General features: G+C 56.3%; 24 protein-coding genes and 1 tRNA gene. 9 read left to right on the top strand and 16 right to left on the bottom strand.

Annotation, left to right across the window (positions count from 1 at the left end; translation table 11 throughout):
* Positions 1-101 precede the first annotated feature (101 nt).
* The 4 genes from IEN85_RS03200 (at position 102) to IEN85_RS03185 (ending at position 4,506) form a co-directional block, all read left to right on the top strand.
* The gene (locus tag IEN85_RS03200; protein WP_191615623.1) at positions 102-1,691 is read left to right on the top strand and encodes an ABC transporter substrate-binding protein; all 1,590 of its coding nucleotides are present in this window, start codon (positions 102-104) and stop codon (positions 1,689-1,691) included.
* A 68-nt stretch (positions 1,692-1,759) separates the two neighbouring features.
* Positions 1,760-2,758 carry an ABC transporter permease gene (locus IEN85_RS03195; protein WP_191615622.1) on the top strand — a complete coding sequence of 333 codons (999 nt, stop codon included), beginning with the start codon at positions 1,760-1,762 and terminating at the stop codon, positions 2,756-2,758.
* A gap of 29 nt (positions 2,759-2,787) precedes the next feature.
* Positions 2,788-3,522 carry an ABC transporter permease gene (locus tag IEN85_RS03190; RefSeq protein ID WP_191615621.1) on the top strand — a complete coding sequence of 245 codons (735 nt, stop codon included), beginning with the start codon at positions 2,788-2,790 and terminating at the stop codon, positions 3,520-3,522.
* 294 nt (positions 3,523-3,816) lie between these two features.
* A complete protein-coding gene (locus IEN85_RS03185) occupies positions 3,817-4,506 on the top strand; it encodes a VPDSG-CTERM sorting domain-containing protein (protein WP_191615620.1) in 690 nt (229 codons plus the stop codon).
* A gap of 152 nt (positions 4,507-4,658) precedes the next feature.
* On the opposite strand, the gene IEN85_RS03180 is transcribed toward IEN85_RS03185, so the two are convergent.
* The gene (locus IEN85_RS03180; RefSeq protein WP_191615619.1) at positions 4,659-5,360 is read right to left on the bottom strand and encodes a lipid-binding SYLF domain-containing protein; all 702 of its coding nucleotides are present in this window, start codon (positions 5,358-5,360) and stop codon (positions 4,659-4,661) included.
* 244 nt (positions 5,361-5,604) lie between these two features.
* Between IEN85_RS03180 and IEN85_RS03175 the strand changes: the two genes are divergently transcribed.
* The 4 genes from IEN85_RS03175 (at position 5,605) to IEN85_RS03160 (ending at position 11,041) form a co-directional block, all read left to right on the top strand.
* Positions 5,605-7,392 (top strand): chloride channel protein, encoded by a 1,788-nt coding sequence (locus IEN85_RS03175; protein WP_191615618.1) that lies wholly within the window; start codon positions 5,605-5,607, stop codon positions 7,390-7,392.
* A gap of 42 nt (positions 7,393-7,434) precedes the next feature.
* Positions 7,435-8,661: a class I SAM-dependent rRNA methyltransferase gene (locus IEN85_RS03170; RefSeq protein ID WP_191615617.1), complete on the top strand. Its 1,227-nt coding sequence runs from the start codon at positions 7,435-7,437 to the stop codon at positions 8,659-8,661.
* A 53-nt stretch (positions 8,662-8,714) separates the two neighbouring features.
* Positions 8,715-9,275, top strand: coding sequence for an elongation factor P (gene efp / locus IEN85_RS03165; protein WP_191615616.1), 561 nt, complete (start codon positions 8,715-8,717; stop codon positions 9,273-9,275).
* Between the two features lie 152 nt (positions 9,276-9,427).
* On the top strand, positions 9,428-11,041 hold the full coding sequence (locus tag IEN85_RS03160; RefSeq protein WP_191615615.1) for a sensor histidine kinase: 1,614 nt from the start codon (positions 9,428-9,430) through the stop codon (positions 11,039-11,041).
* Positions 11,042-11,053: 12 nt separating this feature from the next.
* Here IEN85_RS03160 and IEN85_RS03155 read toward each other — a convergent pair whose 3' ends face one another.
* The 12 genes from IEN85_RS03155 to pyrH form a co-directional block, all read right to left on the bottom strand.
* On the bottom strand, positions 11,054-11,581 hold the full coding sequence (locus tag IEN85_RS03155) for a gamma carbonic anhydrase family protein (RefSeq protein ID WP_191615614.1): 528 nt from the start codon (positions 11,579-11,581) through the stop codon (positions 11,054-11,056).
* Complete coding sequence (locus IEN85_RS03150) at positions 11,578-12,450, bottom strand: amidohydrolase family protein (RefSeq protein ID WP_191615613.1); 873 nt, start codon at positions 12,448-12,450, stop codon at positions 11,578-11,580. The genes IEN85_RS03155 and IEN85_RS03150 overlap by 4 nt, the downstream gene beginning before the upstream one ends.
* Positions 12,451-12,458: 8 nt before the next feature.
* Positions 12,459-13,460 (bottom strand): hypothetical protein, encoded by a 1,002-nt coding sequence (locus IEN85_RS03145; protein WP_191616172.1) that lies wholly within the window; start codon positions 13,458-13,460, stop codon positions 12,459-12,461.
* Positions 13,461-13,621: 161 nt separating this feature from the next.
* The gene (locus tag IEN85_RS03140; RefSeq protein ID WP_191615612.1) at positions 13,622-14,371 is read right to left on the bottom strand and encodes a glycosyltransferase; all 750 of its coding nucleotides are present in this window, start codon (positions 14,369-14,371) and stop codon (positions 13,622-13,624) included.
* Positions 14,372-14,376: 5 nt separating this feature from the next.
* Positions 14,377-16,086: an ABC-ATPase domain-containing protein gene (locus tag IEN85_RS03135; RefSeq protein ID WP_191615611.1), complete on the bottom strand. Its 1,710-nt coding sequence runs from the start codon at positions 16,084-16,086 to the stop codon at positions 14,377-14,379.
* Positions 16,087-16,088: 2 nt separating this feature from the next.
* On the bottom strand, positions 16,089-16,889 hold the full coding sequence (locus tag IEN85_RS03130) for a penicillin-binding transpeptidase domain-containing protein (protein WP_191615610.1): 801 nt from the start codon (positions 16,887-16,889) through the stop codon (positions 16,089-16,091).
* A complete protein-coding gene (locus IEN85_RS03125) occupies positions 16,886-17,758 on the bottom strand; it encodes a DNA glycosylase (protein ID WP_191615609.1) in 873 nt (290 codons plus the stop codon). Before IEN85_RS03125 ends, IEN85_RS03130 begins: the two co-directional genes overlap by 4 nt.
* 45 nt (positions 17,759-17,803) lie before the next feature.
* On the bottom strand, positions 17,804-18,253 hold the full coding sequence (locus tag IEN85_RS03120; RefSeq protein WP_191615608.1) for a hypothetical protein: 450 nt from the start codon (positions 18,251-18,253) through the stop codon (positions 17,804-17,806).
* A gap of 39 nt (positions 18,254-18,292) precedes the next feature.
* The gene (locus tag IEN85_RS03115) at positions 18,293-20,290 is read right to left on the bottom strand and encodes an ATP-dependent helicase (RefSeq protein WP_191615607.1); all 1,998 of its coding nucleotides are present in this window, start codon (positions 20,288-20,290) and stop codon (positions 18,293-18,295) included.
* A gap of 105 nt (positions 20,291-20,395) precedes the next feature.
* Complete coding sequence (gene proB, locus IEN85_RS03110; protein ID WP_191615606.1) at positions 20,396-21,481, bottom strand: glutamate 5-kinase; 1,086 nt, start codon at positions 21,479-21,481, stop codon at positions 20,396-20,398.
* A 93-nt stretch (positions 21,482-21,574) separates the two neighbouring features.
* Positions 21,575-22,135, bottom strand: coding sequence for a ribosome recycling factor (frr, locus tag IEN85_RS03105; protein WP_191615605.1), 561 nt, complete (start codon positions 22,133-22,135; stop codon positions 21,575-21,577).
* Between the two features lie 19 nt (positions 22,136-22,154).
* Complete coding sequence (gene pyrH / locus IEN85_RS03100) at positions 22,155-22,895, bottom strand: UMP kinase (RefSeq protein ID WP_191615604.1); 741 nt, start codon at positions 22,893-22,895, stop codon at positions 22,155-22,157.
* A gap of 151 nt (positions 22,896-23,046) precedes the next feature.
* On the opposite strand from pyrH, the gene IEN85_RS03095 reads away from it, so the two are divergent.
* Positions 23,047-23,120: transfer RNA gene (locus tag IEN85_RS03095), tRNA-Gln, on the top strand.
* Positions 23,121-23,198: 78 nt separating this feature from the next.
* On the opposite strand, the gene IEN85_RS03090 is transcribed toward IEN85_RS03095, so the two are convergent.
* From IEN85_RS03090 to IEN85_RS03080, 3 genes are all read right to left on the bottom strand, one after another.
* Positions 23,199-23,756: a PIN domain-containing protein gene (locus IEN85_RS03090; RefSeq protein WP_191615603.1), complete on the bottom strand. Its 558-nt coding sequence runs from the start codon at positions 23,754-23,756 to the stop codon at positions 23,199-23,201.
* Complete coding sequence (locus IEN85_RS24310) at positions 23,753-24,208, bottom strand: helix-turn-helix domain-containing protein (RefSeq protein ID WP_224772425.1); 456 nt, start codon at positions 24,206-24,208, stop codon at positions 23,753-23,755. Before IEN85_RS24310 ends, IEN85_RS03090 begins: the two co-directional genes overlap by 4 nt.
* 236 nt (positions 24,209-24,444) lie before the next feature.
* Entirely contained in the window at positions 24,445-25,254 is an 810-nt protein-coding gene (locus tag IEN85_RS03080; RefSeq protein ID WP_191615602.1) for a hypothetical protein, read from the bottom strand.
* Positions 25,255-25,294 lie beyond the last annotated feature (40 nt).

The raw sequence follows: 25,294 nt of genomic DNA, 5'->3' as shown, positions 1-25,294 counted from the left end.
GTAGGATGGGCTTGGACTCTTGCGACACTTTGTCGAAGGGCAGGTAGGTCGCAAGACCTTCGGTGGTTGCTTTGAGCAGTTGAGTTGCTTGGATGATAGCAATGATAAAGAGACTGCTTGTGCTGTGCCTTTCCTTGTCGTCGCTTTTCCACCTGGGCTGTGGCTCGAGGTCGGAGCAGCCGGAAGGAGAGACTCCGAAAGTTTTCATCTTCGCCCGCGGCAGCGATGCCCAGAAGCTGGACCCAGCGGATATCGACGACGGCGAATCCGTCAACACGCTCACGCAGATTTGCGAAGGTCTGGTACGTTTCAAGAGTGGAACCTTGGAGATAGAGCCCTGGCTGGCCAAGTCGTATTCAATTTCTCCCGACGGCTTGACTTATCGTTTCGAAATTCGAGAGGGAGTCCGCTTCCATGATGGCACGGAGTTGGATGCGGAGGCGGCTGCCTTTTCGTTCCAGAGGCAGCTGGATGAGACGCACCCGGCCCATCTCGCGGACGCAGCATTTTCCTATTGGAGCTATTTGTACCAAGATGTGGAGGCTGTGGAGGCGGTTGGGCCAATGACCTTGGAGATTCGGCTAGCCCAGCCCAATGCGGCGATGCTTCGTTCGCTCGCGGTGTTCCCAGCATGGTTGATCAGTCCTAGGTCCTTGGATACGTATGGAAGCGAAATACAACGCAATCCAGTGGGGACTGGACCTTACCGATTCAAGGAATGGCGCCGCAATGAAGCGATCATCCTGGAACGGAATCCTGACTATTGGGGAGAGTCTCCGGCATTTGAACGTCTGGTTTTGAAGGTGGTGCCCGACAACACGACTCGTCTGCTGCAATTGAAGTCGGGAGCGATTCATGGCATGGATGGCTTGCAGCCGACTGAAGTTGCAGCCTTGAGGAACGATCCGGAACTGACTGTTTACGAAGACGCGGGTCTGAACGTCGGCTACATGGCGTTCAACCTCGAAAACGAACGGCTCGCCGACATCGAATTGCGTCGGGCGATCTCATTGGGAGTGGACAGGGAGGCGTTTGCCACGGTGGCGCTGGAAGGCGCGGGAAGGCCGGCTGTTTATCCGCTTCCGAAGGGCTTCTTGGGGTATCCGGAAATTGAGGACGCTCGATTGCATGACCTCGAAAGGGCACGCAAGTTGGCCGCTCCGTATGCGGCTCGATTCAAAGAGAAGCCTTTGGAGATCTTGGTCATGAATGCTCCGCGTCCTTATTTGCCTGATCCCGTAATGGCAGCGACCTTCATGAAAGGGCAGATCGAGGCGATCGGCGTCCCGGCGAAAGTGGTGTCGCTCGACTTCAAGACGCAGCTGGACCGCTTGCGAAATGGAGACTTCGAGACGGCATTGATCGGCTGGGTTGGAGACAACGGCGACACGGACAATTTTCTCAGCGTGTTTTTCGGGAGTTGGGCGGCGGAGAAGGGGACCGCGACCAACTACAGCTTTTATAGAAATGAGGATATGGACGAACTGCTGCTGACCGCTCGCAAGACGACGGACACGGCGGAACGTGCCCGCCTCTACGAAGCGGCATTGGCTCTCTGGAAACGGGATTTGCCGATCCTGCCGCTTTGTCACGGCGACAATATCGTGGTGCTCAGCTCCCGGTTCGAGGGATTCAAGCTGCAGAAGATCGGCGACTTGCGGTTGAGCGAGGTGCAGGTGAAGTCGCAGTAGGGAGCTTGCCAGTTTTCGAGTCGCATCGTTGGGTCAAGGCGGTTGTAGTTTCAGGCGTGTCACTGGCTTTGCTCAGGAAAATCCCCTTTTTTTTCGCGCTCTATTTCTTTGCGAGTTTGGCGATTTTTGCGGCGATCGACGCGATTCCGGGCGATCCGGTTGCCTTGCGATTCGGCAAGACGGTCGACGCGGAGCGGGTTGCTCTCGAGCGAGAGCGATTGGGCTTGGATCGTCCTTTTGTGGAACGCTATTTCATCTCGCAGAAGCAGTTCCTGGGGGGTGAGTGGGGAAGCAGCTTGAGTAGTGGAAGGGCCACTACGGAAGACTTTCGAGCTTTTATGCCAGCCACCTTGGAGCTGAGCTTGTGCGCCTTGGTCGTCGGCGTAGGGGTTGGGTTGAGCGTGGCCTTGGTGGGGGCTTTAGGGACGCATCCATGGGTGGCTCGGCTTGCCGGCTGGGTCGGGGCGATCGGTCTGGTGGTTCCGATTTTCTGGATCGGTATCTTGCTTCTGGTGGTGGGATCGTTGTGGCTGGGTTGGTTTCCGATGGGAGGGCGCTTCGACATGGCAGCCATTCCTCCAGATAGCGTGACGGGCTTCCTGATTTTGGATTCGGCGATCGCGGGGAACTTGCAAGCTTTGGGAGGAGCGTTTTCTCATATCGTTCTACCTGCTTTATGCTTATCGGTCTTTCCGGCCGCGGGGGTCTCCTCGGTGACCTACGCTCGCCTGCAGGAACCGGAACTGCAGGCTTTCATCGTGGCTCTGCGTTCGCGTGGATACGGACCGATGCGGATCCTTTGGAGGCACCTTTTGCGGATGTCGGCGGGGCCGACCGTTACGGTGATCGGCACCTCGTTTGGGGCTTTGCTGGGCGGGGCCTTTCTAACCGAGACGGTGTTTTCCTGGCCGGGAATCGGGCGGTATCTGGTGACGGCCATATTGGAGCGAGATGTCTTCGTAGCTCAAAACCTGCTGACCTTCCTCGTGCTTCTGGTGATCTTTGTGGCCTTCGTCTCGGACATGATCGTTTTCAAGCTGAATCCCCGGAAGGAGGTTCGGGGGTGAGCGAGGGGCGTTGGATCAACCTTTTGATTTTGGCTGTCCTGGGAACGCTTGCGGCGGGCATCCTGTGGACTCCTTTCGATCCTTATGAACAGGCCTTCTTCGACTTGCGAATCAGCGGTTCGAGCGCGAGTCACTGGCTGGGAGTGGATCGCTTGGGGCAGGATTATTTCAGCCGCATTTGGCGAGGAGCCGGAAACTCCATCTTGTTCGCCTTGCTGGGAAGCGTGGCAGCTCTGGTGGCGTCGGCCATCCTATTGGCCGCGGAACGGACAGGCGGCCGGATCGTGGGAAAGCTGGTGCGAGCCTTCGTGTCGTTTGGTATCGCCATGCCCGCTATTTTCATCGGCTTGCTGGTGGTGACGTTCATGGAGCGAGGTCCGCTTGCCCTGACCATTGCGATTGGGGCTGCGGGAGTGCCGTTCGCTTTTCGCCAATTGCGGGTGCTCTGGGGCGAACTCAACGGGACGGCCTACGTGGAAGCCAGCCGGGCGATCGGCGGTTCTGTTTGGCACCGGTTTCGCTTCACGATTTGGCCGAACCTCTGGCCGCAGTTGCTGGGGCTTTGGAAGTTGGTATTTGCTTTCGCCCTGCTGGAGCTCAGCGCCTTGACCTTTCTAGGCTTGGCGGGGGACCCGAATTGGGCGGAGCTGGGGACGCTGCTGCGCACGGGGCAGGGCTTGTTGCTGCACAGTCCCGCTTTCGTGATCTGGCCGGGGGTGGCCCTTTGCTTAGTGCTGGGCTTGGTAAGATTCGTTCGGAACTAGTTGCGGTATTATCAATGCCGTTGTAAGCTTCAGACAATTCTATCGGGGGGCGTATTTGCATTTTACGAAGTTGCTGCTTGGTAGCGAGATTTCGGCTATTGCGTGGTTCATTCCAAGGTGCGCTTACGAGACCTGCGTTGGATTCATCGGGGGCGAGGAAATCTTTTAGGTCCAAGAATGAAGAACCTAAGCACTTAACGGAAAGCCGTAGATGTGCGGGTAAAATTGGCTGACTTTAAGGATCAAGGGCGTCGGAGCCCCATTTTTTAGAAGCTCAACTCTGTTCTTCTTAAAATGAAAACATTACATTTAGTTCTGCTCACAGTCGCCGCATTAGGCGCTGTTTCATCGGTTAGTGCTATTCGTTTCGATTTTTACAAACTCGATAAGCCGAATGGGGCAGGCGATTTCCTGCCGGTCGACGGTTTTTCCAACAGTAATGATAGGGTGGGGAATCCAACGTTGACCTACGTCAAAGACGGTTTGTCCGTTACTGCTTCGGCGATGTTTGGGGGCAATGCAGCGTTCGCTATCCAGGACAGCGAAGCTGGTTGGACAGACGTGAAAGGCGCGGGTCTGGGCGTGTATAAATCCATTAATCCAATTGTCCTCTCTGACGACAATATTGATGTGGGCGAGACGTTGATCCTCACTTTCGATCAAGTGGTAACCCTGTCCAAAATAGAACTCCGCTCAGACAAGCATGGCATTCTAAATTGGGTCGATGGGGGGACTTTCCTTCTGAATGGCGTTTCGTATGGCCTTCCCAAAGGGGTGGGCACTGTTCACCCGCTGGGGCTGCTGACGGGTACCGTTTTTACTTTCGCGCATTCGGGCGGGATCTCCGACCCTACCGGAGGCCCGAGCGAAGATTTCTACCTCGCAAGCATTGATGTCGCAGTTCCTGACTCTGGGTCTACTCTTGCTCTTCTTGGACTCGGTTTGCTTGGCCTTGCTGGCGTGGCGCGTCGATTCCTGAAGTAATCAGACTTGGCCTTGTTTTGTCAGCTGGGCGCTCGTCGGCACGGTTCTCACGCCATGCTTTGAAAGCACAGGTGTTGGCGCCTTAATGTCGTTCAGCAAAAAGCCCATCCGGTGAGGGATGGGCTGGGAAAGCTGATGCTTGGCTCTTCGTTTTAGCGTCCGCCGCCGGTGTAGTAGTTGAGGCGCTGGAGCAGGGCGTTGGCTTCGACGGGAAGGTCGAACCAGTCGCTCATCACGATTTCCGGCATGTTGTAGTCGGTGTTGTAGAACGTTTGGGTGGCGCGGTTGTCGGGGGAAACCCAGCCGGCCTTCACTGCTACGCCTGCGAAGAGGCCCTTCTTGTTGGAGTAGACGAGTATCTTTGCGTTCTTGTAATCCTGGCTTTGGCGGGCTTCGCGCGAGCTTTCGAGCGGACCAGCGACGGCTGCGGCGTCCGCGCCGAAATCGAAGCGGCCCGAGTAGGCTTTTCGCATGGTGTCGAGATCCATGATCACGTAGACCGCGTCGAATTCCTTGACGCCGAGCTGGAGGCCGATGTTGGCTCCGCCCGTTTTTACGAAGGCGGGAACGCCCCACTCTTGATTGAGCGGATTCTTGGCGATGAGGATGCCGTTGCCCGCGTGGCCTCCGAGCATGATGCCGCCTCGGTAGTTGAGGGTGAAGATGATTCCTTGGGCGTCTTGCAGGATGTCGGCGGGAATGGCGGTAGCGGGATCCGCCATGATTTCCTCGAGCACGTACTCGCCGGCGACGATGCGATCTACCAGCTTCTCGCGCTTGGGCGCGGCGTTGACGGTGGCCGCGAGGAGGACGAAGCCTAGGCAGGCAAGTGCGATCCGTTTTATTTGCTTCATAACTATATGTAGGATTGGCGCTTGGGTAAGTGGTTCCTTTTGCAGCGCGATGCTTTCGATTGGAAGCGATTATTTGAGGGGGCTTGCGATTTTTGCAACAGAAGATGTGGGCAGGCGCCGGGCGGGGAATCGGGGCGAGGGTGGAATTCGATTGCTGGCCGCGGGACAGCTGAGCTGCGCTACTTGGGGATTTGGCGACTAAAGGATTGTTTTGAGCCGTGGGTATGGTTTCTTTGCGCCCTGCATGTCACGTAGCGATAGATCTTTTTATCGTGTATCCCGTCGCTGGATCGCGGATTTGATGGAACGGCTAGCCTTGAGCCAAAGGAGCCGTTTCAACGTTTTGGCGATATTGATCGGGGTTCTCAGCGGCTTGAGCGCTGTGGCCTTTCACCAGTCGATTCACTGGGCGGAGGAGAATTGGATCTATCGGGTGAGCCAGATTCCGGGCTGGATGGGGGTGGCGGCCTTAATTTTGCTGCCGGCTCTGGGCGGCTTGGTGGTGGGTTTCCTGATCAAGCATTGGGCGCCGGAGGCGGCAGGGAGCGGAATTCCGCAAGTTAAGGCTGCCTATTTCCTGAAGTTTGGCCGCATTCGCTTTCGGGCTGCCGTGGGCAAGTTTTTGCTGGGGACCGCTTCGATCGGCACGGGCGCGAGCCTAGGACGCGAAGGGCCGACCGTTCACCTCTCGGCGGCGATCGCCTCGTGGGTGGGGCGCTGGTTCGGCTTGGCTCCTCGCCAGATCATGGCTTTGATTCCGCTGGGTTGCGCGGGAGGGATCGCGGCGGCTTTCAACACGCCGCTGGCGGCGATCGTCTTTGCGATCGAGGAGATCATGGGCGACATGAAGCACAAGGCCTTCGCGGGAATCGTCATGGTCGCGGTGATCGCGGCGGTGATAGAGCGTTCCTTGCTGGGGACGGACGCCATGTTTCAAGTCCCTCTGCATCCCGACCACCTTTCTGGCATGAGCTTGGTGATGAGTCTGGTGCTAGGGGTATTGGCCGGCTTCGTGTCGCATGCCTTCGTTGAGTGCTTGTTGCGGGCGCGGGAACGCGTGAAGCTGGTACGAGGACGCTACAGCTGGATGATGCCGGGCTTGGGAGGCTTGCTTACGGGCTGCGTGGGAGCTTTGGTGTATTCGAACCTTGGGCACATGGGGGTTTTCGGAATCGGATACCTCGATCTTTCCTCGGCCTTGGCTGGGAGTTTGGGACTAGGTGTCTTGCTGGCTTTGTTCCTGGGAAAATTTGCGGCGACAATCTTTTCCTACTCAAGCGGGGGATCTGGCGGGATTTTCGCGCCCACGCTTTTCATTGGCGCCATGCTAGGCGGAGCGATCGGGGTAATCTCCGAAACGTTTACGACGGAGACGGGACTGTTGCCGCACGTGCTCGCCTTGGTGGGAATGGGGGCGCTGTTCGCAGGAGTTATCCGGGCTCCCGTCACTTCGATCCTTATCATCTTCGAGCTGACGCGCGACTACAACCTGATCCTGCCGATTATGCTAGCGAACCTGACGTCTTACGCGATCGCTACCAAGCTGCGCCACGTCCCGATTTATGAAGCTCTCCTGATCCAGGATGGAATCAACTTGCGCAAATTTCCGATTTTGCGGCCGAGCCAAGGTTGGCAGAACATGCCGGTAGGTTCGATCATGACCAATACGGTCCATACTCTGCGAGCTGACATGTCCTTGGCCGATGCATGGAAGAAAATCAAGGGCGAGGGCTTCAAAGTGTATCCAGTTGTGGACGACGAGATGCACTACGTCGGATTGGTGCACCGCAAGGGGGTTAAGATCGTGAGCGCTCAATCGCCGAAAAAGCAGGTACGGGACATCTTTATTTCCGACACTTTCCCGAAGGTGTATCCAGACACGAGGATACGGGAGGCTGCGAAGCAGTTTGTGAATACGGAGTGGATCGCGCTGCCGGTTGTAAGTCGCTTGGACGAGGGACGTGTTGTGGGAGTCGTGACTTTGCATGACATCACTCGCCAGCAATTCCTACAGGAAACGAAGGGGGACTAAGAGAGGTCTGAACCGAAAGAAGCGAGTTGTGATATTTTGAGTATGAAAAACGAAAACGTTTGGAAGCGAAAGGGAGGAGACGGGGCGAAGGCTTCGACTGCTGGGCGGCGCGCGCCTTGGGTCGAGATCAAGACCTTCACCTTCCACCCGACCATCTACAAGTCGATGTTGGGAAAGGTGTCTGCCGACGCCCAGGCAGGAGACATCGTCACCGTTTATGACCGCAAGGGAGAGATATTCGGCTCAGGTTTGTACAATGGTAAGGCTCGGGTGCCCTTGCGGATGTATCGCCATGGGGAAGAGGCCTTTGGCGAAGCTGACTTTTTGCAGTTGATCGATCGTGCGATTGCGGCGCGACGTGAAACGATGGGCCTGGATGCGGTGACGGACGCTTACCGCGTTATACATTCTGACGGCGATGGCTTGAGCGGGTTGGTGGTAGACAAGTTGGGCGTTGTATTGAGCCTGCAAGTACATTCCTACGGCGTCTATCAGAGATTGGCTGAGTGGATCCCATACTTGAAGGAGAAGCTTGATGCCACGGAGGCGATCGTGGAGGTCGATCCCAAGATCGCTGATTTGGAGGGAATCCGTATCGACCAGAGTCTATCGGACGATATCCGATTCGCCAAGTTCGAGGAGCACGGGATCCGTTACGAGGCGGATTTTCGGGACGGGCACAAGACTGGTTTTTTCTGCGACCAACGTGACAACCGAAAACGATTTGGCGAATTCGCCAAAGGGAAAGACGTTCTCGACGTTTGTTGCTACACGGGAGGTTTTGCGCTGAATGCAGCCGTTTCTGGAGAAGCTTCGGAAGTGACTGCGGTCGACCTCGACGAGAAGGCGATCGCTCAAGCCAAACGCAATGCCAACCTCAACGGGCAAGCCCGCGTAAGCTGGACGCACTGTGACGCATTTTCCTTCATGCGGCAGATGCAGCGCAACGGACGGCAGTGGGACTTGGTGAACCTTGACCCGCCGAAGCTTATCTTCAGCAAGGACCAGCAAGCGGAGGGGATGAAGAAGTACGAGGATTTGAACCAGCTTGCCTGTACGCTGGTGAAACCTGGCGGAGTGATGGCGACGTACTCTTGCTCCGGGCAACTGTCGGCGGAGGAATTCGAGAATATGGCGATTCGCTCGGCCCACCGGGCGGGCCGGCGTCTGCAGATCTTGGACCGAACTGGGGCAGGCAGCGACCATCCGGTGATGTCGAATTGCCCTGAAAGCCGCTACTTAAAGGCGATTTGGTCGATCGTCTGGTAGGGACGTATTTCACTCTTCACTTTTCATCATTCACTCTCCAATTTCGGCTCCTTATGGCTACGAAGGTAAACAAAATCTCCCGCGGCAACGTCATCGAATACGAGAAGCAACCCTGCTTGGTGATCGAATGTAAAATCGTTGCTCCGCCTAACATGTCAGCTCTCTGCCAGATGCAGCTCAAGAACCTCAAGACGGGCAAGGTCATCCATAACCGCACCAACGTGGGCGACTCCTACGAGGTACTGCACAAGGAAATCAAAGACTTGGAATACTCCTACCCGAACGGCGACATGTACGCCTTCATGGACCTCGACACTTACGAGACCATCGAGATTTCCGAGGAGGTTGTGGGAGATGCGAAAGACTTCCTGATCGAAGGAAAGAGCTACCAGATTTTCTTCGTAGACGGCAGCCCGCTAGGCGTTGAGCTTCCTTCATCCATCGAGATGAAGGTGATCGAGGCTCCCGAAGCGGTCCGTGGCGACACGTCTGGAAACGTGCAAAAGACGGTGGTGCTGGAGACTGGCATCGAGGTGCGCACGCCGATCTTCATCAAGGAAGGCGAGATCATCAAGATCCGCCCCGAAGACAAGAGCTACCAAGGCCGCGCCTAAGACGCTTCGGGCCGTTTATTAACACTTATTTCGAAACGCCAGATCCTCCGCGAGGGTTTGGCGTTTTTTTCGTTTTAGTATCTCCTGCTGACGTCGAGTTCTAGCTCAGCAATAACGCGGCTAAGGCCCGCTTCTTGCTGAAAACCAATGCCATGGACTACAATCCAAGTCAGTCGAAGTCGAAACTCCTGACCCGCAGCTTCGTGCAGTGGGGGGCGGTGCTCGTATTGGCTGTAATCGTGATCTTCGCGGCCAACACTTTGCGGGGCATCCTTCGGTCGGCTGACCTAGAGAAAGCGGTGAAGTTGCAGGAGGAGGCAGTATTGCTGGAGGCGAATGCCATTCGCTATCGCCTGGAGGCGGAGACCTTGTCCTCGTTTTACCTGATTACCAGCTTAGGCGCTTACATTTCGGTGAATCCCGATTTGTCGCAGGAGGAATTCTCTCGCTTCGCCTCCACGATCTTTGAAGCGAAGCCAGGCTTGGTGAATATCGCCGCAGCGCCCGACTTGGTGATCCGTTACGTCTACCCGATGAAAGGCAACGAGGCTGCCCTAGGCCTCGACTACATGAAGCACCCGACGCAAAAGTTGGCAGCGCTGGCTGTCAGGGACAGCGGGCAGCCCGTGATCGCGGGGCCGTTGAATCTCGTTCAAGGAGGGGTTGCGGTCATCGGTCGCTTCCCGGTTTACGACGAATCTGGTTTTTGGGGAATCGTTTCGACACCGATCTATTTGAACCAGCTCTTGAAGGATTCAGGTTTGTTGGACGAGCAGCTCTCAATCGAAATGGCCTTGAGGGGAAAGGATGGGAAGGGGGCTGAAGGGGACGTGTTCTTTGGGGACCCGGAGCTGTTTTCCGGGCATTCGCTTCTAATTCCAGTTCAGCTGTTTTCGGGAAGCTGGCAAATTGGAGTGCGCCCCAAGCAAGGCTGGGTGACGGAGGGGCCGAACGCTTCCTTGATCGACTTTTTCGTCATCTTCGCGGGCTGTCTCGTGGTTTTGATTTCGGTCTTGCTCAATATCTACGTGCTCCGTTTGCACAAGAGCCGAGAGGTGGAGGCGAGCGTGAGTCGGGCGAAGTCACGCTTCCTTGCGACGATGAGCCACGAGATTCGTACGCCTTTAAACGGCATTGTGGGAGTGGCGCACTTGCTGGAAATGGAGGAGCTAGACGAAGAGCAGAGAGATTTGACATCCACGATCATCAGTTCGGCCGAGGCGTTGAACGGATTGCTGTCCGATATCCTAAACTTGAGCAAGCTGGAGCATGGGACTTTCGTAGCTCGGCCGGAGCAAGTCGTCTTGCAAGAGGTGTTCGAACCGGTTCACGGATTGCTGAAAGTGGAGGCGGAGCGGAAAGGCATTGCCTTGAACTGGACGGAGATTCCTCCGGAATGCAGCACTTTGGTCGTGGATCCTTTGGTGCTGCGTCAGGTCTTGTGGAACTTGATGAGCAATGCGGTCAAGTTCACTAAGGAGGGTGAAGTGCGACTCGAGCTGGAGTGCGTGCAAGGGGGAGACCGCAAGTCGGAGTTTCTTCGTATGGTCGTAACGGATACAGGCGTTGGGATCGACAAGTCGCGCCAGAAAGCGGTGTTCGAAGATTTCGTGCAAGAAGACGACAGCACGACGCGAGAGTTTGGGGGTACAGGGCTAGGGCTTGCCATCGTTAAACGTCTTGTCGACGGAGTAGGCGGAAACGTTTCCCTGCGTAGCGAAAAAGGCAAGGGAAGTGTATTCACGGTAGAGCTACCAGTTGGCTAGCGACTTGGCTCGCTACTGGTAGCGAGCTTTGTGAGCGGCGGAGACTTTTACGTACTTGGCAGCCCAGTTTTTGATATTCGCTTGTTCCTCATCGGTGAGGGCTCGCTTTACTCTTGCGGGAGCGCCCATGACCATGCTTCCGGGAGGAATGATGGTGCGGGGCGTGACGAGGGCACCGGCTCCGACGATAGAGTTTCGCCCGATGACCGAGCCGTCGAGCACGGTCGCTCCCATGCCGATCAAGCATTCGTCCTCGATGGTGCAGGCATGAATGATTGCTCCGTGTCCGATGGTCACGTCTTGGCCTATCTTGACCGGGTAGTCGTCGGCGAGGTGCACGATGGTGCCGTCTTGCACGTTCGAACGGTCGCCGACTTCGATGTAGTTGATGTCGCCCCGCAGAACGCAAGCCGGCCAGACGCTAGCGTTTTCGCCGAGTCGAACGTCGCCGATGACAGTCGCCTCGTTTGCTACGTAGGCGCTCTCTGGGACTTGCGGGTCCTTGGCGAGGAAGGTTTCGAATTGTTCTTCGAGTGTCATGATAAGTGGAAGAGCCGTTTTGCGTTTTGAAGGGTGATGGCCTCGATTTCGGCGGGACTCAGGTCGCCATTTTGCAGTTCAGCGAGAGGCAGGATAAAGTTCGGTGAACGTTTGTCTTTGGGAAAGACGCGTAGAGGGTAGTCCGAACCGAAGAGGATTTTGTCCACTCCCACCTTGTCGCAGAATTCCCGATACACCGGAGTTTTGTAGAGCAAGGGGCAAGCCGACGTATCGAATACGACGTTGTTCGGGGGCGGTTCTCGGTTTCGCAAGGGTTCACAGCCTCCGAGATGAGAAAAGATGAAGGAGGTGTTGGGGTGCTCGTTGGCTAGGTTTAAGAGTGACGCGTAGGGAGTGTCGATCTTGCCAGGGTAGTCGTGTGTCGTGGGGTCGGTGACGTGAAAGTTTACGGGAGCCCGGTATGCGGCAGCGAGCTCGAGCGCTTGGGCGAGCACCGGATCCTCGTAGGCGTACCCTTGAGCGGGTGGATTGAGTTCTCCGATTCCCTTGCAGCCGCGCTGGAAAGCGTTCTTCAGCAGCTCGAGGGCAGCGTTCCCTCCTTTGGCGTTAAAGGGGGCGAAGCAGATGAAGCGATGGGGAGACTTTGCGAGCCATTCGGTTTGCCAATTCAGGGTATGCAGGCAGCTGTCGTGGTTTTCCCAATACCAAGAAAGAATGACCACTTTCTCGACTCCTGCGTCATCCATGTCTTGGAGCAGCTCGCTGGGAGATTTCCAAGCCTGTAGGCTTTTCCCATGCGAAGGCTTTACGCAAGAGAGCCAGTAGGGTTCATTTTGAGTGACCGCCCATGCAAGAGGATCGGCAGAGACGCTCGGAGGATAAAGGTGGATGTGGCTATCGATGGCCATGGGCCAAATTACCGAGTCGCTCTCTCTCTCATGAGGTCGAGGCTTTGGCGAACGAGCGACCCCATTGATTCGCAACCGAGAAAGGTGTTGCTCTTGTAGTGGTCGGCAAGCTCCTCGCGCAGCTGGTAGACGTTTTCCTTGGGGGCGAGCTTGTCGTCGGACATGCTGTCGAGCAGGGCGCGTAGCCGCAGTTTGATCGCGTCCATGCGTCGAGAGATCAGAGCGTGTTCCTCGCGCTGATACTGCTTAGCAGTCTTTGTATCGATGTGGCTGGTACAGAATTCGACGAGCGGATTGTTTTCCTTGAAGAACTGAGGAAGGTAGAAGTTCTTGCGTCCGTCGTAGGTCTGCTGGTCGAAATCCATGGAGCGGATACGGATCTGAGTCTCTTCGAAGTCGGGAGTGATGCCGACTACGAAATTGTAGGGCCGCATGTCTCCTAAAAGGCGTACGAAGCAGCGTTCGTTGAACTTGATGAGTTCCTTGGCGATGCGAATCGCTTTGAGGCGAGGGCTTTCCATCCAGTCGTCGATGAAGATGTCGCCTGGAAGGCCGACGACGTGCTCTTCTACCAAAGTGTCGCCGTCGGTGAGGAAGAACATTCGGTTGGGCGAGAGAAGGTGCTCGAGTTCGAGTCCGTAGGCGCGGGAGGCGTCTGCCTTTTTGACGTAGAAGTAGTCTTGATTGTCGTTGCGTGAGTTGACGATTCGGATGCGGAAAGGCTTCGAGTTGCCGAAAACGCAGTAGTCGATACGGTCGACGTACAGGTGTTCCATGACCGACTCGTCGCCTCCCGCTTTCAGGATGGCGTAAACGCGTTTGAGGCCCTCGTTGAGTTTCCTCATGATGAAAGGCTCGTAGATGAGCGTTTCCCAAAGCGTGTCCTCACCTTTCGAGTCATAGAGGGGAGCTCCCATCTGGAAGCGTTCCAATTGGTTGTATTTGACGGGGAGCGAGTGCTCTCGATTGAAGCTCGTCAAATAGTAGCGAAGCGATTCGCTAATGGGGATGGACGGCTTTCGAATCGTTTTCGTTACCCGTCTTCGCCCTTTGGCATTCGGTGGTTCTAGAAAGTCCTTTGGGTCTTCGCTTGCTGACACTTTGCTCTGGTTGAGGTTCGTCCTGGAGGATAGTGCAGCGGGGGAGGGCCGCAAGACTCAATGCGCGATGCTCACCTTTGCTCGTCTGTGAAATTGTGCCAGAGCGCTTCGAGTTCGCCTCGTTCTCCGGCGTAGGGAAACCAGGGCTTGCGATCGCAGTAGTGGAGAAGGCGGCAGCTCTCCAGGCCGCTGGTATCCGTATAGTCCTTCTTTATCAAATTGTACTCCGGTGGAAGGGCTTCCAAGGGGATTCCGTAGCTGTGTATCCACTTATTTAGGATGCCTTGGTCTCCGGAATTGTATCCGCTTCGTCCTGGATTTTCGCGGGCGATAGCCTTCAGTTGTTCGACTGTCGTTTGTCCGAGAAGGCTCCTTCCAATGGAGAGCACGCCGCTGTTTATCTCATTGGGGTGGCCTTTGTAGCCGCGCGTTTTCCGGAAGCCGGTGTCGCGGGCTGCCAGCAAATAGGACGGGTTGTTCGCGTAGAGGGCGGGGGCTTCACGCAGGGAGAGCACGTCGCTGTCGAGAAATATATTCCGTTCGTAGCCGAAGTCCCGAAAGGCCTCGAACTTGAAGAAGGTTTGGGCGTGCCGTTTGGAACGGCTCTTCTTGTATGGGGAAATGTCGGAATAATCTTGGGCGTCGATCAAGACTCGCTCCTGGCATAGCGAAGCAAGCTCGTTTGATTGCAGGGCGATTGGGTCGCGACTGAGCGCGATAACAGGAAAGTTTGGGTTGTGGGCCTGCCAAGACCTTAGGGTGCGGATCGTGCCGTTTAGGTATAAGCTATCGGTCAAAACGACGAGGCAGGTTGTGGACATGTGAGTTACAGGATTTCTAGGGAGCGGAGTCGATTGAGCGCTGCAGCTAACTCCTGGAGGCGAATTTCTGCTAGGTCGCCCTTGCCGATCGTGGAAAGGCGACCCTTATCAGCGAAGGCAAGGACCTGCTCGAGGGCTGCGGGGAGGCTTAGCTCCGCGAACAAACGATTTTCGGCGGCGTAGAGCAGGGCGGCTCCAATCGCTCTGGCTTGCGAGCTGTCGACGATCTGGGGAATTAGGGATAGATCGATTTCGTCCTCTCCGAAGGTGAGGGCCCGCCCGTCGCGGGTTTTTACGCGGCTACGTCCGGGGCGACCTCTGCCAGATATGTAAGGGTTTATGGATACGGGGTCTGCGAATCGTTTCGATTGCGATGGGTTTGTTGCGACGAGGCTGGGGACGAGAGCCTCTTGCTGGAACGCTTCGGAGCAAAGGGCCTTCGCCTCTTTGGTCAGGTCTTGGGGAAGGTAGTTGTCGAGTGCGATAACATGATCGGCGGGTTCAAAGTAGTCTCCCGAGCCTCCGAGTACGATGACAGTGGATACACCGCAATCCCGATGCAAGGAACGAACGCGTTGAACGAATGGGGTGATGGGCTCCTTGTCTTTCGCGATGAGCTGCTGCATGCGGCTGTCGCGGATGAGAAGGTTGGTCGCCGATATGTCCTCGTCGATAAGGAGGGCTTTGGCTCCGGTTTCTAAGGCCTCGATTATGGCTGCAGCTTGAGAGGAGGATCCGGATGCGTTTTCGGTGGAAAAGGAGGAAGAGTCCTTGCCTCCCGGTAGCTGGCCAATGAATGGGGTTAGGTCGACCTTGGCCACGGAACGGCCATCTTCGGCTCTGACTTTGGTCGCATCTGAACGTGTAACGACAAGCTCTCGACCGTCCTGAGGGCGGTGGTTGTAGACTCCGCGTTCGAGAGCCGAGAGCAAGGTCGATTTTCCATGATAACCACCTCCCACAATGAGGGTTACGCCCTCCGGTATTGCCATACCGGATACCTTTCCAGCGTGGGGCAGCTCAAAAGTCTTTCGCAGCGAAGGAGGGGAGCGAAAAGGTACTGCCTCCCGCATCGGGCGTTCGTCGATGCCAGAAGCACGCGGCAGAATGGATCCATCTGCCACGAATCCGATCAGCTTGTTTTCCGAGAGAGTGGCTCGTAGCGTAGCGGCGTCCTCTGCAGTGTCTGCGAACGAGCGGATGGCATCTTTGTCGATTTGATCGTAACAGAGCGCGTCTTCGACGATTTCAGGTAGTTGATCGATTAGCAGTTCGATAGCGGAACGACCGCGAATGCGGCGGCCGTTGGCCGGCAGGCCTACCGAGAAACGAGCGATCGTGGTGTCCGGTCCGATTTCCAAACAGGTGCGTTGCAGCATTTCCTGGCCAGGAATGTCGATTGCGATGAGGCCTGACTTTCCGGAGCCGCTGCGGCTGGAAGCTTGATTGCAAGCTTTTGCGAACGAGAGAGCGAGGAAGTTCTCAGTTCCGGTACGGCGTGAAGTATTGGAAAAAAGCTGATGAGGCAGCTCTGACTCCACATGGGGAAGGGTGACGGACAAGCGAGATGGAGAGGCGAAAGGGTCTCCTTGGACTTTGTCTATGCTGAGCGTAAAGAACTCGTAGTCGTATTGTCCGCGAATGTCTTTGTAGGCTGGATACGGCCTGCCATCGATTCGTTGCAGGGTCGCCTTTAGATCAGATTTATGTTTCATGACTAGTTCTGGCCAAAGCGGCTGTTGACTATCTCTTTCGTCAGCTCGATTCGCTGCTTACCGAAGTCGTCTCTTGGTGTATGGGAATCGAGGACGGTAGCGAAAAAGAGGATACGCTCGTCTTGTTGGGCCCAGCCGACCCACCAGCCGATGTTGCGGTTTTCGGGTAGGACGGCCCAGCCCGTTTTGGCGGAGTAAGCGATGGAGCTTTCGGAAGGATTGAGCATCATGGTCCTGACGCTATCCATCACGCGCGGATCGAAGGGAAGCTCGTCGCGGTGAAGTCGACGGAGAAAGTCGATTTGTTCGAGGGGCGAAATACGAAGTCCTCCCGTTAGCCAAAAGCTGTCTACCCCACCGTCTATGTTTCTGTTTCCGTAGGGAATGGAATCGATGAACGCTTGCATCTTCTGTGCTCCAATCTCTCTCACGATCGCTTGGTAGTGCGGAACGGAGGAAATGCGGAACGCTGTGGTGAAGTCTAGGTCGCGGTTAGTTTCGGCGCGACTGCGCGTTACCCCGTCCCACTTGAGGGTGCTTGCAGGGCTTGAGACGATACCGGACTGCAGGGCGGCCTGGGTGCTGAGGATTTTGAAAGTCGAGGCCGGGATGAAGCCTTCTCTCGCTATCTCTGGGTGGCTGGCTCGATAGGAGCTGTTCTCCGGGTCGAATACCAAAATGCACCCGCGGTAGCCGCTTGCTTCGACAAGCTCTCGGGCGTGTTGGTCGATTTCGATGTTCGCCTCCTCCGCTGGGAGAATTGTCGTCGAGAAAAGGAAGAAACAGGCGAAGATTCGATTCATGCAGGATGTTGGCGTTCGTAGGAAAAGATGAATTGCTGGGCGAAGCCCGCTAAGGGACCGTAGTGGACGCGACCGAACTGGGAAAGCTGGGAAGGCGACCATCCGAAAAGAGCATATCGTTTCTCGAGGACTTTGATGATCCAGGTGTCGACGGGGAAGGCTTCGAGCTTGGCGGCTCCGAAGAGCAAGGCGCAGTCTGCAATCTTCTCCCCCACTCCGGGAAGGGAAACGAGCATGGGCTTGGCCTCGGAATAGGGCGAGGCTTCTATCTGGGAAAGAAGCTCGGGGTGGGAGGCGAGCAAGTCGGCAGTCTTTTTGATGTTCTTGGCCCGAAAGCCGAGGCCGAGCGATCGAAGCTGCTCTTCGCTCGCGGCGGCGAGCTGTTCCCAGGTCGGGAGAGCATGGATCCCGGGTAGGATCTCAGTTCCTAGGTTTTCTGCCATGCGTTCGCACATGACTTTGATCTGCGGAATCTGCTTGGTGGCCGAACAGAGGAAACAGAGGACGGCCTCGGGGAAGGGTTGCTTGAGGATGCGGAGACCAGGATAGGCTTGGAGTGCCTTTTGGAGGTGGGAATCGCTTCGCCAAGGAAGCTTGTCCATGGCGGCTGCCCAGTCAAAGTCAGCGCGCAGGTAGGATGCAAGAGAGGGTTCCGTCTCGGGGTGGCTGGAGGGAGTGGACACTTCGATCCCACCTTTATCCGAAAAACGGATACGTGCTACGTGTTGTCCCCAGATTCCTTGCCAGCACGATTTGGTCTCGAGGTAGTTCCACCGGAAGGCTTGGCCGCCATTCAGGGTTTCCGCAAGCGTTTGCTCGGTGAAGGGCGTTGCCAGTGGGATAGTCTTCCAAGGAGTCCAGGTCGGCATGTGCTCAATCGCGGCAAGGGGTCCGCTTTTCGCAAGGTAGTTGGGTTATTCGGACCAGAGAAAGCTTTGAGCAGTTTCGAGCGGTATGCCTGATGCGTCCAGCAGCTCGATTTTCCAGGCGACGGGATGGTTGCTGGATTCTTCCCATTCGCTGCCGGTAAAGCCGACGAGGATGCGCTTCTTTTTGAGGTCCTTGGCAGGCAGTTGGAAGCTGTCGATCTCTTGCGTACCCTTGCGGACGAACTGAACGCGTAGTTTTTCCGCTCGAGCAAGGGTAGTTCTATCATCGGCGAGAAGCGAGATGTAGAAACCATCGCGGCTGTTGTCGTCGCTGCGAAAGACGGCGTAGCGACCGTCGCTGTGCTTGCCGGTCAGGTATTCGCTGACGCGCTTGAAGGAGTCGGCGTCTCGGTGCTCGGCGGAAACGACTGTGAGTTCGGCTCGGGCTGTGGCGGCAAGCGCGAGCAGGGTGAAAACGGTTATGAGGTGTCTCATTGGGAAAGCGTGGTTGTGTGATCGCGACCGAGGTCGCTCCTACCAGCCGTAGTTGCGGCGGATGCGGATGGGTTCGAAAAGGTCGGTGGAGATTTCTTGTAGAAAGCGGCTGGGGTTCAGGAACATGCTTGGCCCGCCTTTAGTATTCATTTTTGGATACAGGACATAGAGTTCGTCCCGAGCTCGGGTGACGGCGACGTAGAAGAGGCGGCGCTCTTCCTCGGTGTCGCCCACGTCGATGGAACGGCGAGTCGGAAAGAATCCGTCTGCGGCGCCGATGACGAAAACGACGTTGAACTCGAGGCCTTTGGCTTGGTGGACGGTGGTGAGGCGGATTGCCTCGTCGGACTCTTCCATGCGGCCAGAGGTCTCGGAGTTTAGGAGCGTGATCTGAGCGATAAGTTCCTGCATTTCCTCGAAGCGAGCTGCGAAGCCGACAAGGGAGTTCAGGTCTTCCAAGCGATTGCTGTAGTTGGCGTAGGCGCCTTGCAGGTAGGACGAGTACCAACCGTCGATAGCGATTTGCACGACTTCGTCGGGGGTGCCCGTGTCGGCTATTTGCTTCATGTCGCGCAGCGTGAGGGCAACGGCTTCCCAATCGGCTCGCGAGGCGGCGGGAGCCTTCTTGACCGTCGCCTCGTGGCGGAGCGCGTCGATGAAGTCGAGCTCGTGTTTCTTGGCGATTGCCAAGGTGTGGTCGTAGAGCTTCTGGGCAGTCTTTTCGCCGACTTTGGGGAGGAGCAGAAAAAGTCGCAGGAATGCGGTTACGTCCGCGGGATTGTAGACAAGGCGCAGGTGGGCGACGAGGTCCTTGATGTGAGCTTGCTCGAAGAAGCGAACGCCGCTGGTGATTTGGTAGGGGACGCCGGCGCGGGACAGCTCCATCTGCATGTCGAGGGCGACGAAGTGGGAGCGATAAAGGACGGCGATCTCGCGCGGATCCTGTCCTTCGTCGATGAGGCCTCGGATCCGGGTGATGACGAATTGGGCCTGTTCCCGGGTATCCATCGCTTGCACCACGTAGGGCCGCTGAGCGGATGGCTTGTGGGCGCGGAGTTCCTTGTCGAAGCCAGCGGTCGTACGGTTTGAGATGATGGCGTTGGCCATGGTGAGGATCTCGGGCGTACTGCGGTAGTTGGTTTCGATTCGCAGGATTTCAGTTCCCGGGTGGCGGTCAGGGAAGGTAAGGATGTTGTCGAAGTTGGCTCCTCTCCAGGAGTAGATGCACTGGGCGTCGTCGCCGACTGCCATGATGCGATGGTGGGGAGCCATTTTGTCGATGATGGCGGCTTGCAGGACGTTGGTGTCTTGGTACTCGTCGACGAGGCAGTGCTGAAAACGCTTTTGGTAGTATTCGGCGACTTCTGGCGCTTCTTCGAGGAGTTTGAGCCAGAAGACGAGCAGGTCGTCGTAGTCGACCACGTTTTGCTCCTTCTTCTTTTTTGCGTAAGCCTCGGCGAAGCCTTCGATGCGCTCGATGAAGTCGTGGTGTTGGGGAAAGAAATCGATGATGGTCCGCTCGATGGACTCGCAGGTGTTGCGGGCCATGCTGATGATGGACGAGAGCGGACCGGGTTTGGGGTGAGTCTTGTTCTTGAAGAAGGAGGACTCAACGGATTCGACCGCATGCTTGAGGACGGTTTCGGCTTCGCCGGCGTCGAGGATCGTGAAGTTCTTGGGGACGCCGATGGCTTCGCCATGCATGCGTAGGAGCCGATGTCCGATGCTGTGGAAAGTGCCGCCCCAAAAGCTGCGTCCTTCTACGCCGGTAAGCTCTTCCACTCGGTCGAGCATCTCTTTGGCTGCCTTGTTGGTGAAGGTCAGCAAGAGGATTTCGCCCGCTCGGACGCCTTTGCTGAGGAGGTAGGCGACGCGATAGGTGAGGGTACGTGTTTTGCCGGAACCGGCTCCGGCTAGGATAAGGAGTGGGCCTGGTTGGGCGGTGACGGCGGCATACTGCTCGTCGTTGAGCTGCGCCCGAAAGTCTATCTCGGGAATTTCGAAAGGGTTTGGCGTCGGGCTGAGATCGAAGTCCATTCGTGGGCAGTAAGAGTGGTGAATCGACAAGTGTGAAGGGTGAAGTTGCCCATTGGAAGGCGATCTGCGGGTGAGCGAATCTCGCGACGAGCGAGCTCCCAAGGCTCAGAGCAGCACGAGGGCGTCGCGATGCACGACCTCCAGGCGAGTGCGGTCCGGGTACAGGTCTTGCAGTTCCTCTACGTGCTTGCCGGCGATGTTTGCGATCTCGGCGCCGGAGTAGGCTATTTCGCCGCGGGCGACGGCTTCACCTTTCGAGTTGAGGATATCGACGACGTCGCCGGGCTTGAAGTGGCCGTCGAATCGGGTGACGCCAGCGGGAAGGAGGCTACGGCCGCGGCGAACGATCGCGTCGCTCGCTCCGTCGTCGATCGTGATAGAGCCGCTGGCGCGTTGAAAATAGGCGAGCCAGCGTTTTTTTGAGCCCATGGGTTGCGGTGAGGCCTTGAAGCGGGTGCCCACGACTTCTCCGTCGATGATGCGGATTATGATGTTTTCGGCCGAACCGTCCGCGATAAAGGTTTCGCAGCCAGATTCGGTGGATAGCTTGGCGGCTTCGAGTTTTGAAACCATGCCGCCGACGGCGGTGGGGGAGCTGGTGCCTTTGGCGAGCGATTCGATCTCGGGAGTGATCTTCTCGACGACGGGTATGATCTGCCCGTCGCCATCCATGTCGATCAGCCCTGGAGCGGTTGATAGGATTTGGTACTGGTCGGCATCGCTGAGGCTCGCGACCATGGCTCCCAGCAGGTCGTTGTTGCCAAACCGTATCTCGATCGCGGATACGGAATCGTTTTCGTTGATGATAGGGACGACGCCGTAGTTGAGCAGTTGCTCGATGGTTGCCTTGGCGTTGACGTAGCGGTTGCGTATACGCAGGCCTTCGTGGGTGAGCAGGATCTGCCCGGCGATGAGGCCATGAGGCTGGAGCCCGTCTTGCCAGCATTGGATGAGGCGACTCTGGCCGATCGCGGCGCACGCTTGCTGTTTGGCGAGCGTCTTGGGGCGTTCTTGGAGGGAGAGGGCCCCCATGCCCATGCCAACGGCTCCGGAGCTAACGATCAGAGTTTCGATCCCGCGTTTTCTGAGCTCAGCGACCTGGCTACAGATTGCGTTTACCCGAACGGTATCCACCTTCCCGATACCGTGGGTCAGGATTCCGGTGCCTAGTTTTATGACGACGCGTTTCATGTGGATGCAAAATAGTCTGTAGCGGTTTAGTCTATAGCCGTCGGGGCTACGGACTAAATGGCTACAGACTATTGAGGGAAGCCGCTTTGCTGCTTAAACGGTGGTAAGTTCCTTTTCCTTGGCGGCGAGGAGGTCGTTGATCTTCTTGATCGAGTTGTCGGTGGTCTCTTGGATTTCCTTCTCGTCAGTCTTGAGCTCGTCCTCGGTGATTTCGCCCGCTTTCTGGAGTTTCTTGAGGGCGTCCATGGCGTCGCGGCGAGCGTTGCGAACCGCAACGCGTCCGTCTTCTGCTTGCTTGCTCACCAGCTTCACAAGCTCTTGACGGCGGTCGCCGGTGAGCTCGGGGAGGGGGAGACGGATAACGTCGCCCATTATTGCGGGCGTGATGCCGATGTTGGACGCGAGGATCGCTTTCTCGATGGCCTTGAGGGTCGACTTGTCCCATGGTTGCACCGCGATGGTACGAGCGTCGGGAGTAGTGATGGCGGCCATTTCCTTGAGGGCCATTTGGCTGCCGTAGGCTTCGACCTGAATTCCCTCGACCATGCCGGGGTTTGCTTTGCCGGTATTAACGGCAGCGAATTCGTTTGCGGTATGTTCGACGGCCTTTTCGGCCTTTTCGTCCATTGTCAGGAATACTGTTTCTTCGTCCATTTGCGGAAAGGGGTGAAAGTTAGGAAACTAGAGTGCCGACGTTTTCGCCGATGATGGCGCGACGGATCGAGTCGGAGTCGTTTAAGCTGAAAACCAGGATGGGGACCTCGTTGTCCATGCAAAGCGAGAATGCGGTGGAGTCGAGAATGTTGAGGCGTTGCTGGAGCGCGTCTATGTAGGAAAGGGAGTCGTAGCGAACGGCGTCGTCGTGCTTCATCGGATCCTTGTCGTAGATGCCGTCGACCTTGGTGGCTTTCATTATCACCTCGGCCTCGATTTCGCTGGCTCGCAGGGCGGCTGTGGTATCGGTGGAGAAGTATGGGTTGCCGGTTCCCGCGACGAAGATCACGACGCGTCCTTTCTCTAAGTGCCGGATTGCGCGGCGAAGGATGAAGGGCTCTGCGACCTGGTTCATGGGGATCGAGGTTTGCACTCGGGTTTGCACACCCATCTTCTCGAGGCATTCCATGAACGCGAGACCGTTGATGACGGTGGAGAGCATCCCCATGTAGTCGCCGGTGGTTCGGTCTACGCCTTGATCGGTCGAGCCGGACAAGCCGCGGAAGATATTGCCTCCCCCGATCACGATACAAACTTGGACCCCAAGCTCCCGTATGTCCTTAATCTGCTGGCAGATTTTGCGTAGTGTGTTCCATGCGATGGGATCTCCCGTCTCGGAACAGCGTAAGACCTCTCCACTTAGTTTGAGGACGACGCGTTTGTATTTAGGTTTTTCGGCCGAATTAGACGCTGATGACATTAAAAACTCGTTAAGCCAAAGTGAGTTGGACTCGTCAATGCTAGGCTTTGCTTATGCGTCAATTGGCGCGAAGCGGACTTCCGAAAATATCGTCATTTAGGCGCTTGACGAACGGTAAGGTTATTACCAACTTATCGCTCCTTCAAAGGTTAGCCTGGTGGTGTAACGGTAGCACAGCTGGTTTTGGTCCAGTCAGTCGGGGTTCGAATCCCTGCCGGGCTGCCACTACTAAGGGTCTGGTACAAGACTTCTAGTAGTTGGCGAAAGATGGCTCCCCTCGTGGGAGCTTTTTTGTACAGATCTCTAGCCTAATCCTAGGTCGTCGATCAAGCGACTGGCGAAGTTGGGCAGTGACTTCCCGAGCAACAGAAGGAGATCGAGTTGATCCATTTTCCTCTGAGCTGCGATGGCTGCTATTCTGCTCGCCATTTGGACAGGTTCCATCTCGTGAAGTACAATGAGGTAATCCTGGGGATGAGACACTTCAACCTTCCATGGTTCCAAGGCGTCTTTGGGGAAGTCTCTGAGGTTGAACGTCAGAATAAGCGAGCTGTCTGAATGAATCGCAGCTGCAAGGACATGCCGATCCTTTTCGTGGTTGTTCAATGAAGGGATGATATGTTCGAAATCGGATATAGATGCCTCTGGAAAGGTACCGGTGACCTCAGATCTAAAATGTTCGGCCAAGTGCTTTGGCCAATTCAGCTTTTTGATCTGGGTGCGGTAGACTTCATCGAGGATTTTGTCCGACCATACAGGCAGGTACTGTCTCGGCCTTTCTGCGAGGCGAAGCAGCAGGTCGCAAACGGCGTAGTTCGCCAACACGCAGGCATCGATTGTGACCTTGAAATCTGCTTTCATTGGTCGCCTCGGTAGCTTGCGTCGTATAGGCCTGCTTCGTCGATTTTTTCGGATAGAGCATCGAGCCTACCACGTCGTTTGGAATCTCGCTCCTTTTCATAGGCGAGTAGGTCTTTAAAGGTAACTCGTCGATGGGAGCCAACTTTGTGGAACGGGAGGTCTCCATTTTCGAGCAGGTTCACGAGAAACTGGCGAGACATTCCAAGGTAGTTCGCAGCCGCTTTTGTTGTGAAGGTCTCATTCTCTGGAAGCATCACGATTGCTTGTCCTTGTTGCATCATGCGAGCGATTCGCATGAGGTGATGGTAGATTGGTTCGGGGATTTCAGTCCTGTTTCCCTCTTTGTCTACGAACGCAACATGCCCTGGCTGGGAGAACGCTGCGAAGACCTTGTCGAGCTCTTCCCGATCAATTGTGGAAGGGTCGAGTCTGTTTGGTTGTGAAGTTATCATGGTTTATTAATCGCCTCCTTTCTCGATTTTTTTTAGTGAGTAAACGCTACAAGCACCATAAACGCTAGAAATAAAACAAAATCGAAGCTGAAAAAAGTTAAGGCGATGGTTCGCGTTCAAGGGTGCTATTGCCTGCCATTTGAAATCTGATCAGTTTCGAATGGCAGTTGGTTAGCCCACAAAAAAGCCGCAGCTTTCAAGCTGCGGCTTTTTTTGTGAAAGGGTGGATCGGTACGCTAGAACTTTACGGTGAGCGCGTCGATCGAGCGACTGCGGCGGCTGCCTTGGCTGGAGAGCGCCTCGTCGAGTTGCGAAAAGCTGACGTGCTGAATCTCGTCGATGGAGAGCGAACGGTTCGTGTTCAAGGTTCCGGTCAGCGGATCGGCATACTTGCCGAGAAGGTAGGCGTCTTCGAAATCCCAAACTCCGTCGACGGAAGCTTCTTCCAGCTCGGAGAGTTCTGTTTCGAAGAGCCCGTTCGAGCTGACGAATTGGTAGGAAGGGGTGGGGGCTGGGTCGCTCGCGCGCTTGGCCCGGATCGTGTCCTCCAAGGAAGCAAGCGTCTTCAGCACGTTGATTTGCGAAGGGGAAGGCTTCTTGGCGATGCTGGTGGCGGGAGATTGTATGACGACGCGCGGGGCGCTAGGCTGGGCCAAGGTCGCGAACTCCTGCAGGCCGCCGCTCGTTTTGGCGGGAGTCTCGGCACGGGCCGGCTCCGCATTTGTGGCCACGGCGAAGCTTGGAGCGGGTTGAGCCGCGGGAGCTTGCGATTGGGCGACTGTCGTTTCGTTGACGGGGGCTTGGAAGCCGAGGTAGACCGCAACTGCTGCGACGCCAAAGGTGGCAGTAAATGCGCCGACCTTGTAGATGCGCGTCGAGAAAAGGGATTTCAGCCCCGTCTCGCTGACGAGTTGCCGCTGGATGAGAAGCTTTTGCTTCTGCTTGAATTCGCGATCGAAGCGAACCCAGAACTCGGGCCCTGGCTGCTCCTTGCGTTTGGCTCTCATGAGCTCTTCTAGAGTATATTTACCTCTGCTATCAGGCATCGCTGTGGGTAGACGCACGTTTTAGGGAAGCATTCAACTT

The sequence above is a fragment of the Pelagicoccus enzymogenes genome (genome assembly GCF_014803405.1).
Lineage (GTDB): Bacteria > Verrucomicrobiota > Verrucomicrobiia > Opitutales > Opitutaceae > Pelagicoccus > Pelagicoccus enzymogenes.
The sequence above is the reverse complement of the archived record's forward strand: the minus strand, read 5'-3'. Positions and strand labels throughout refer to the sequence as shown.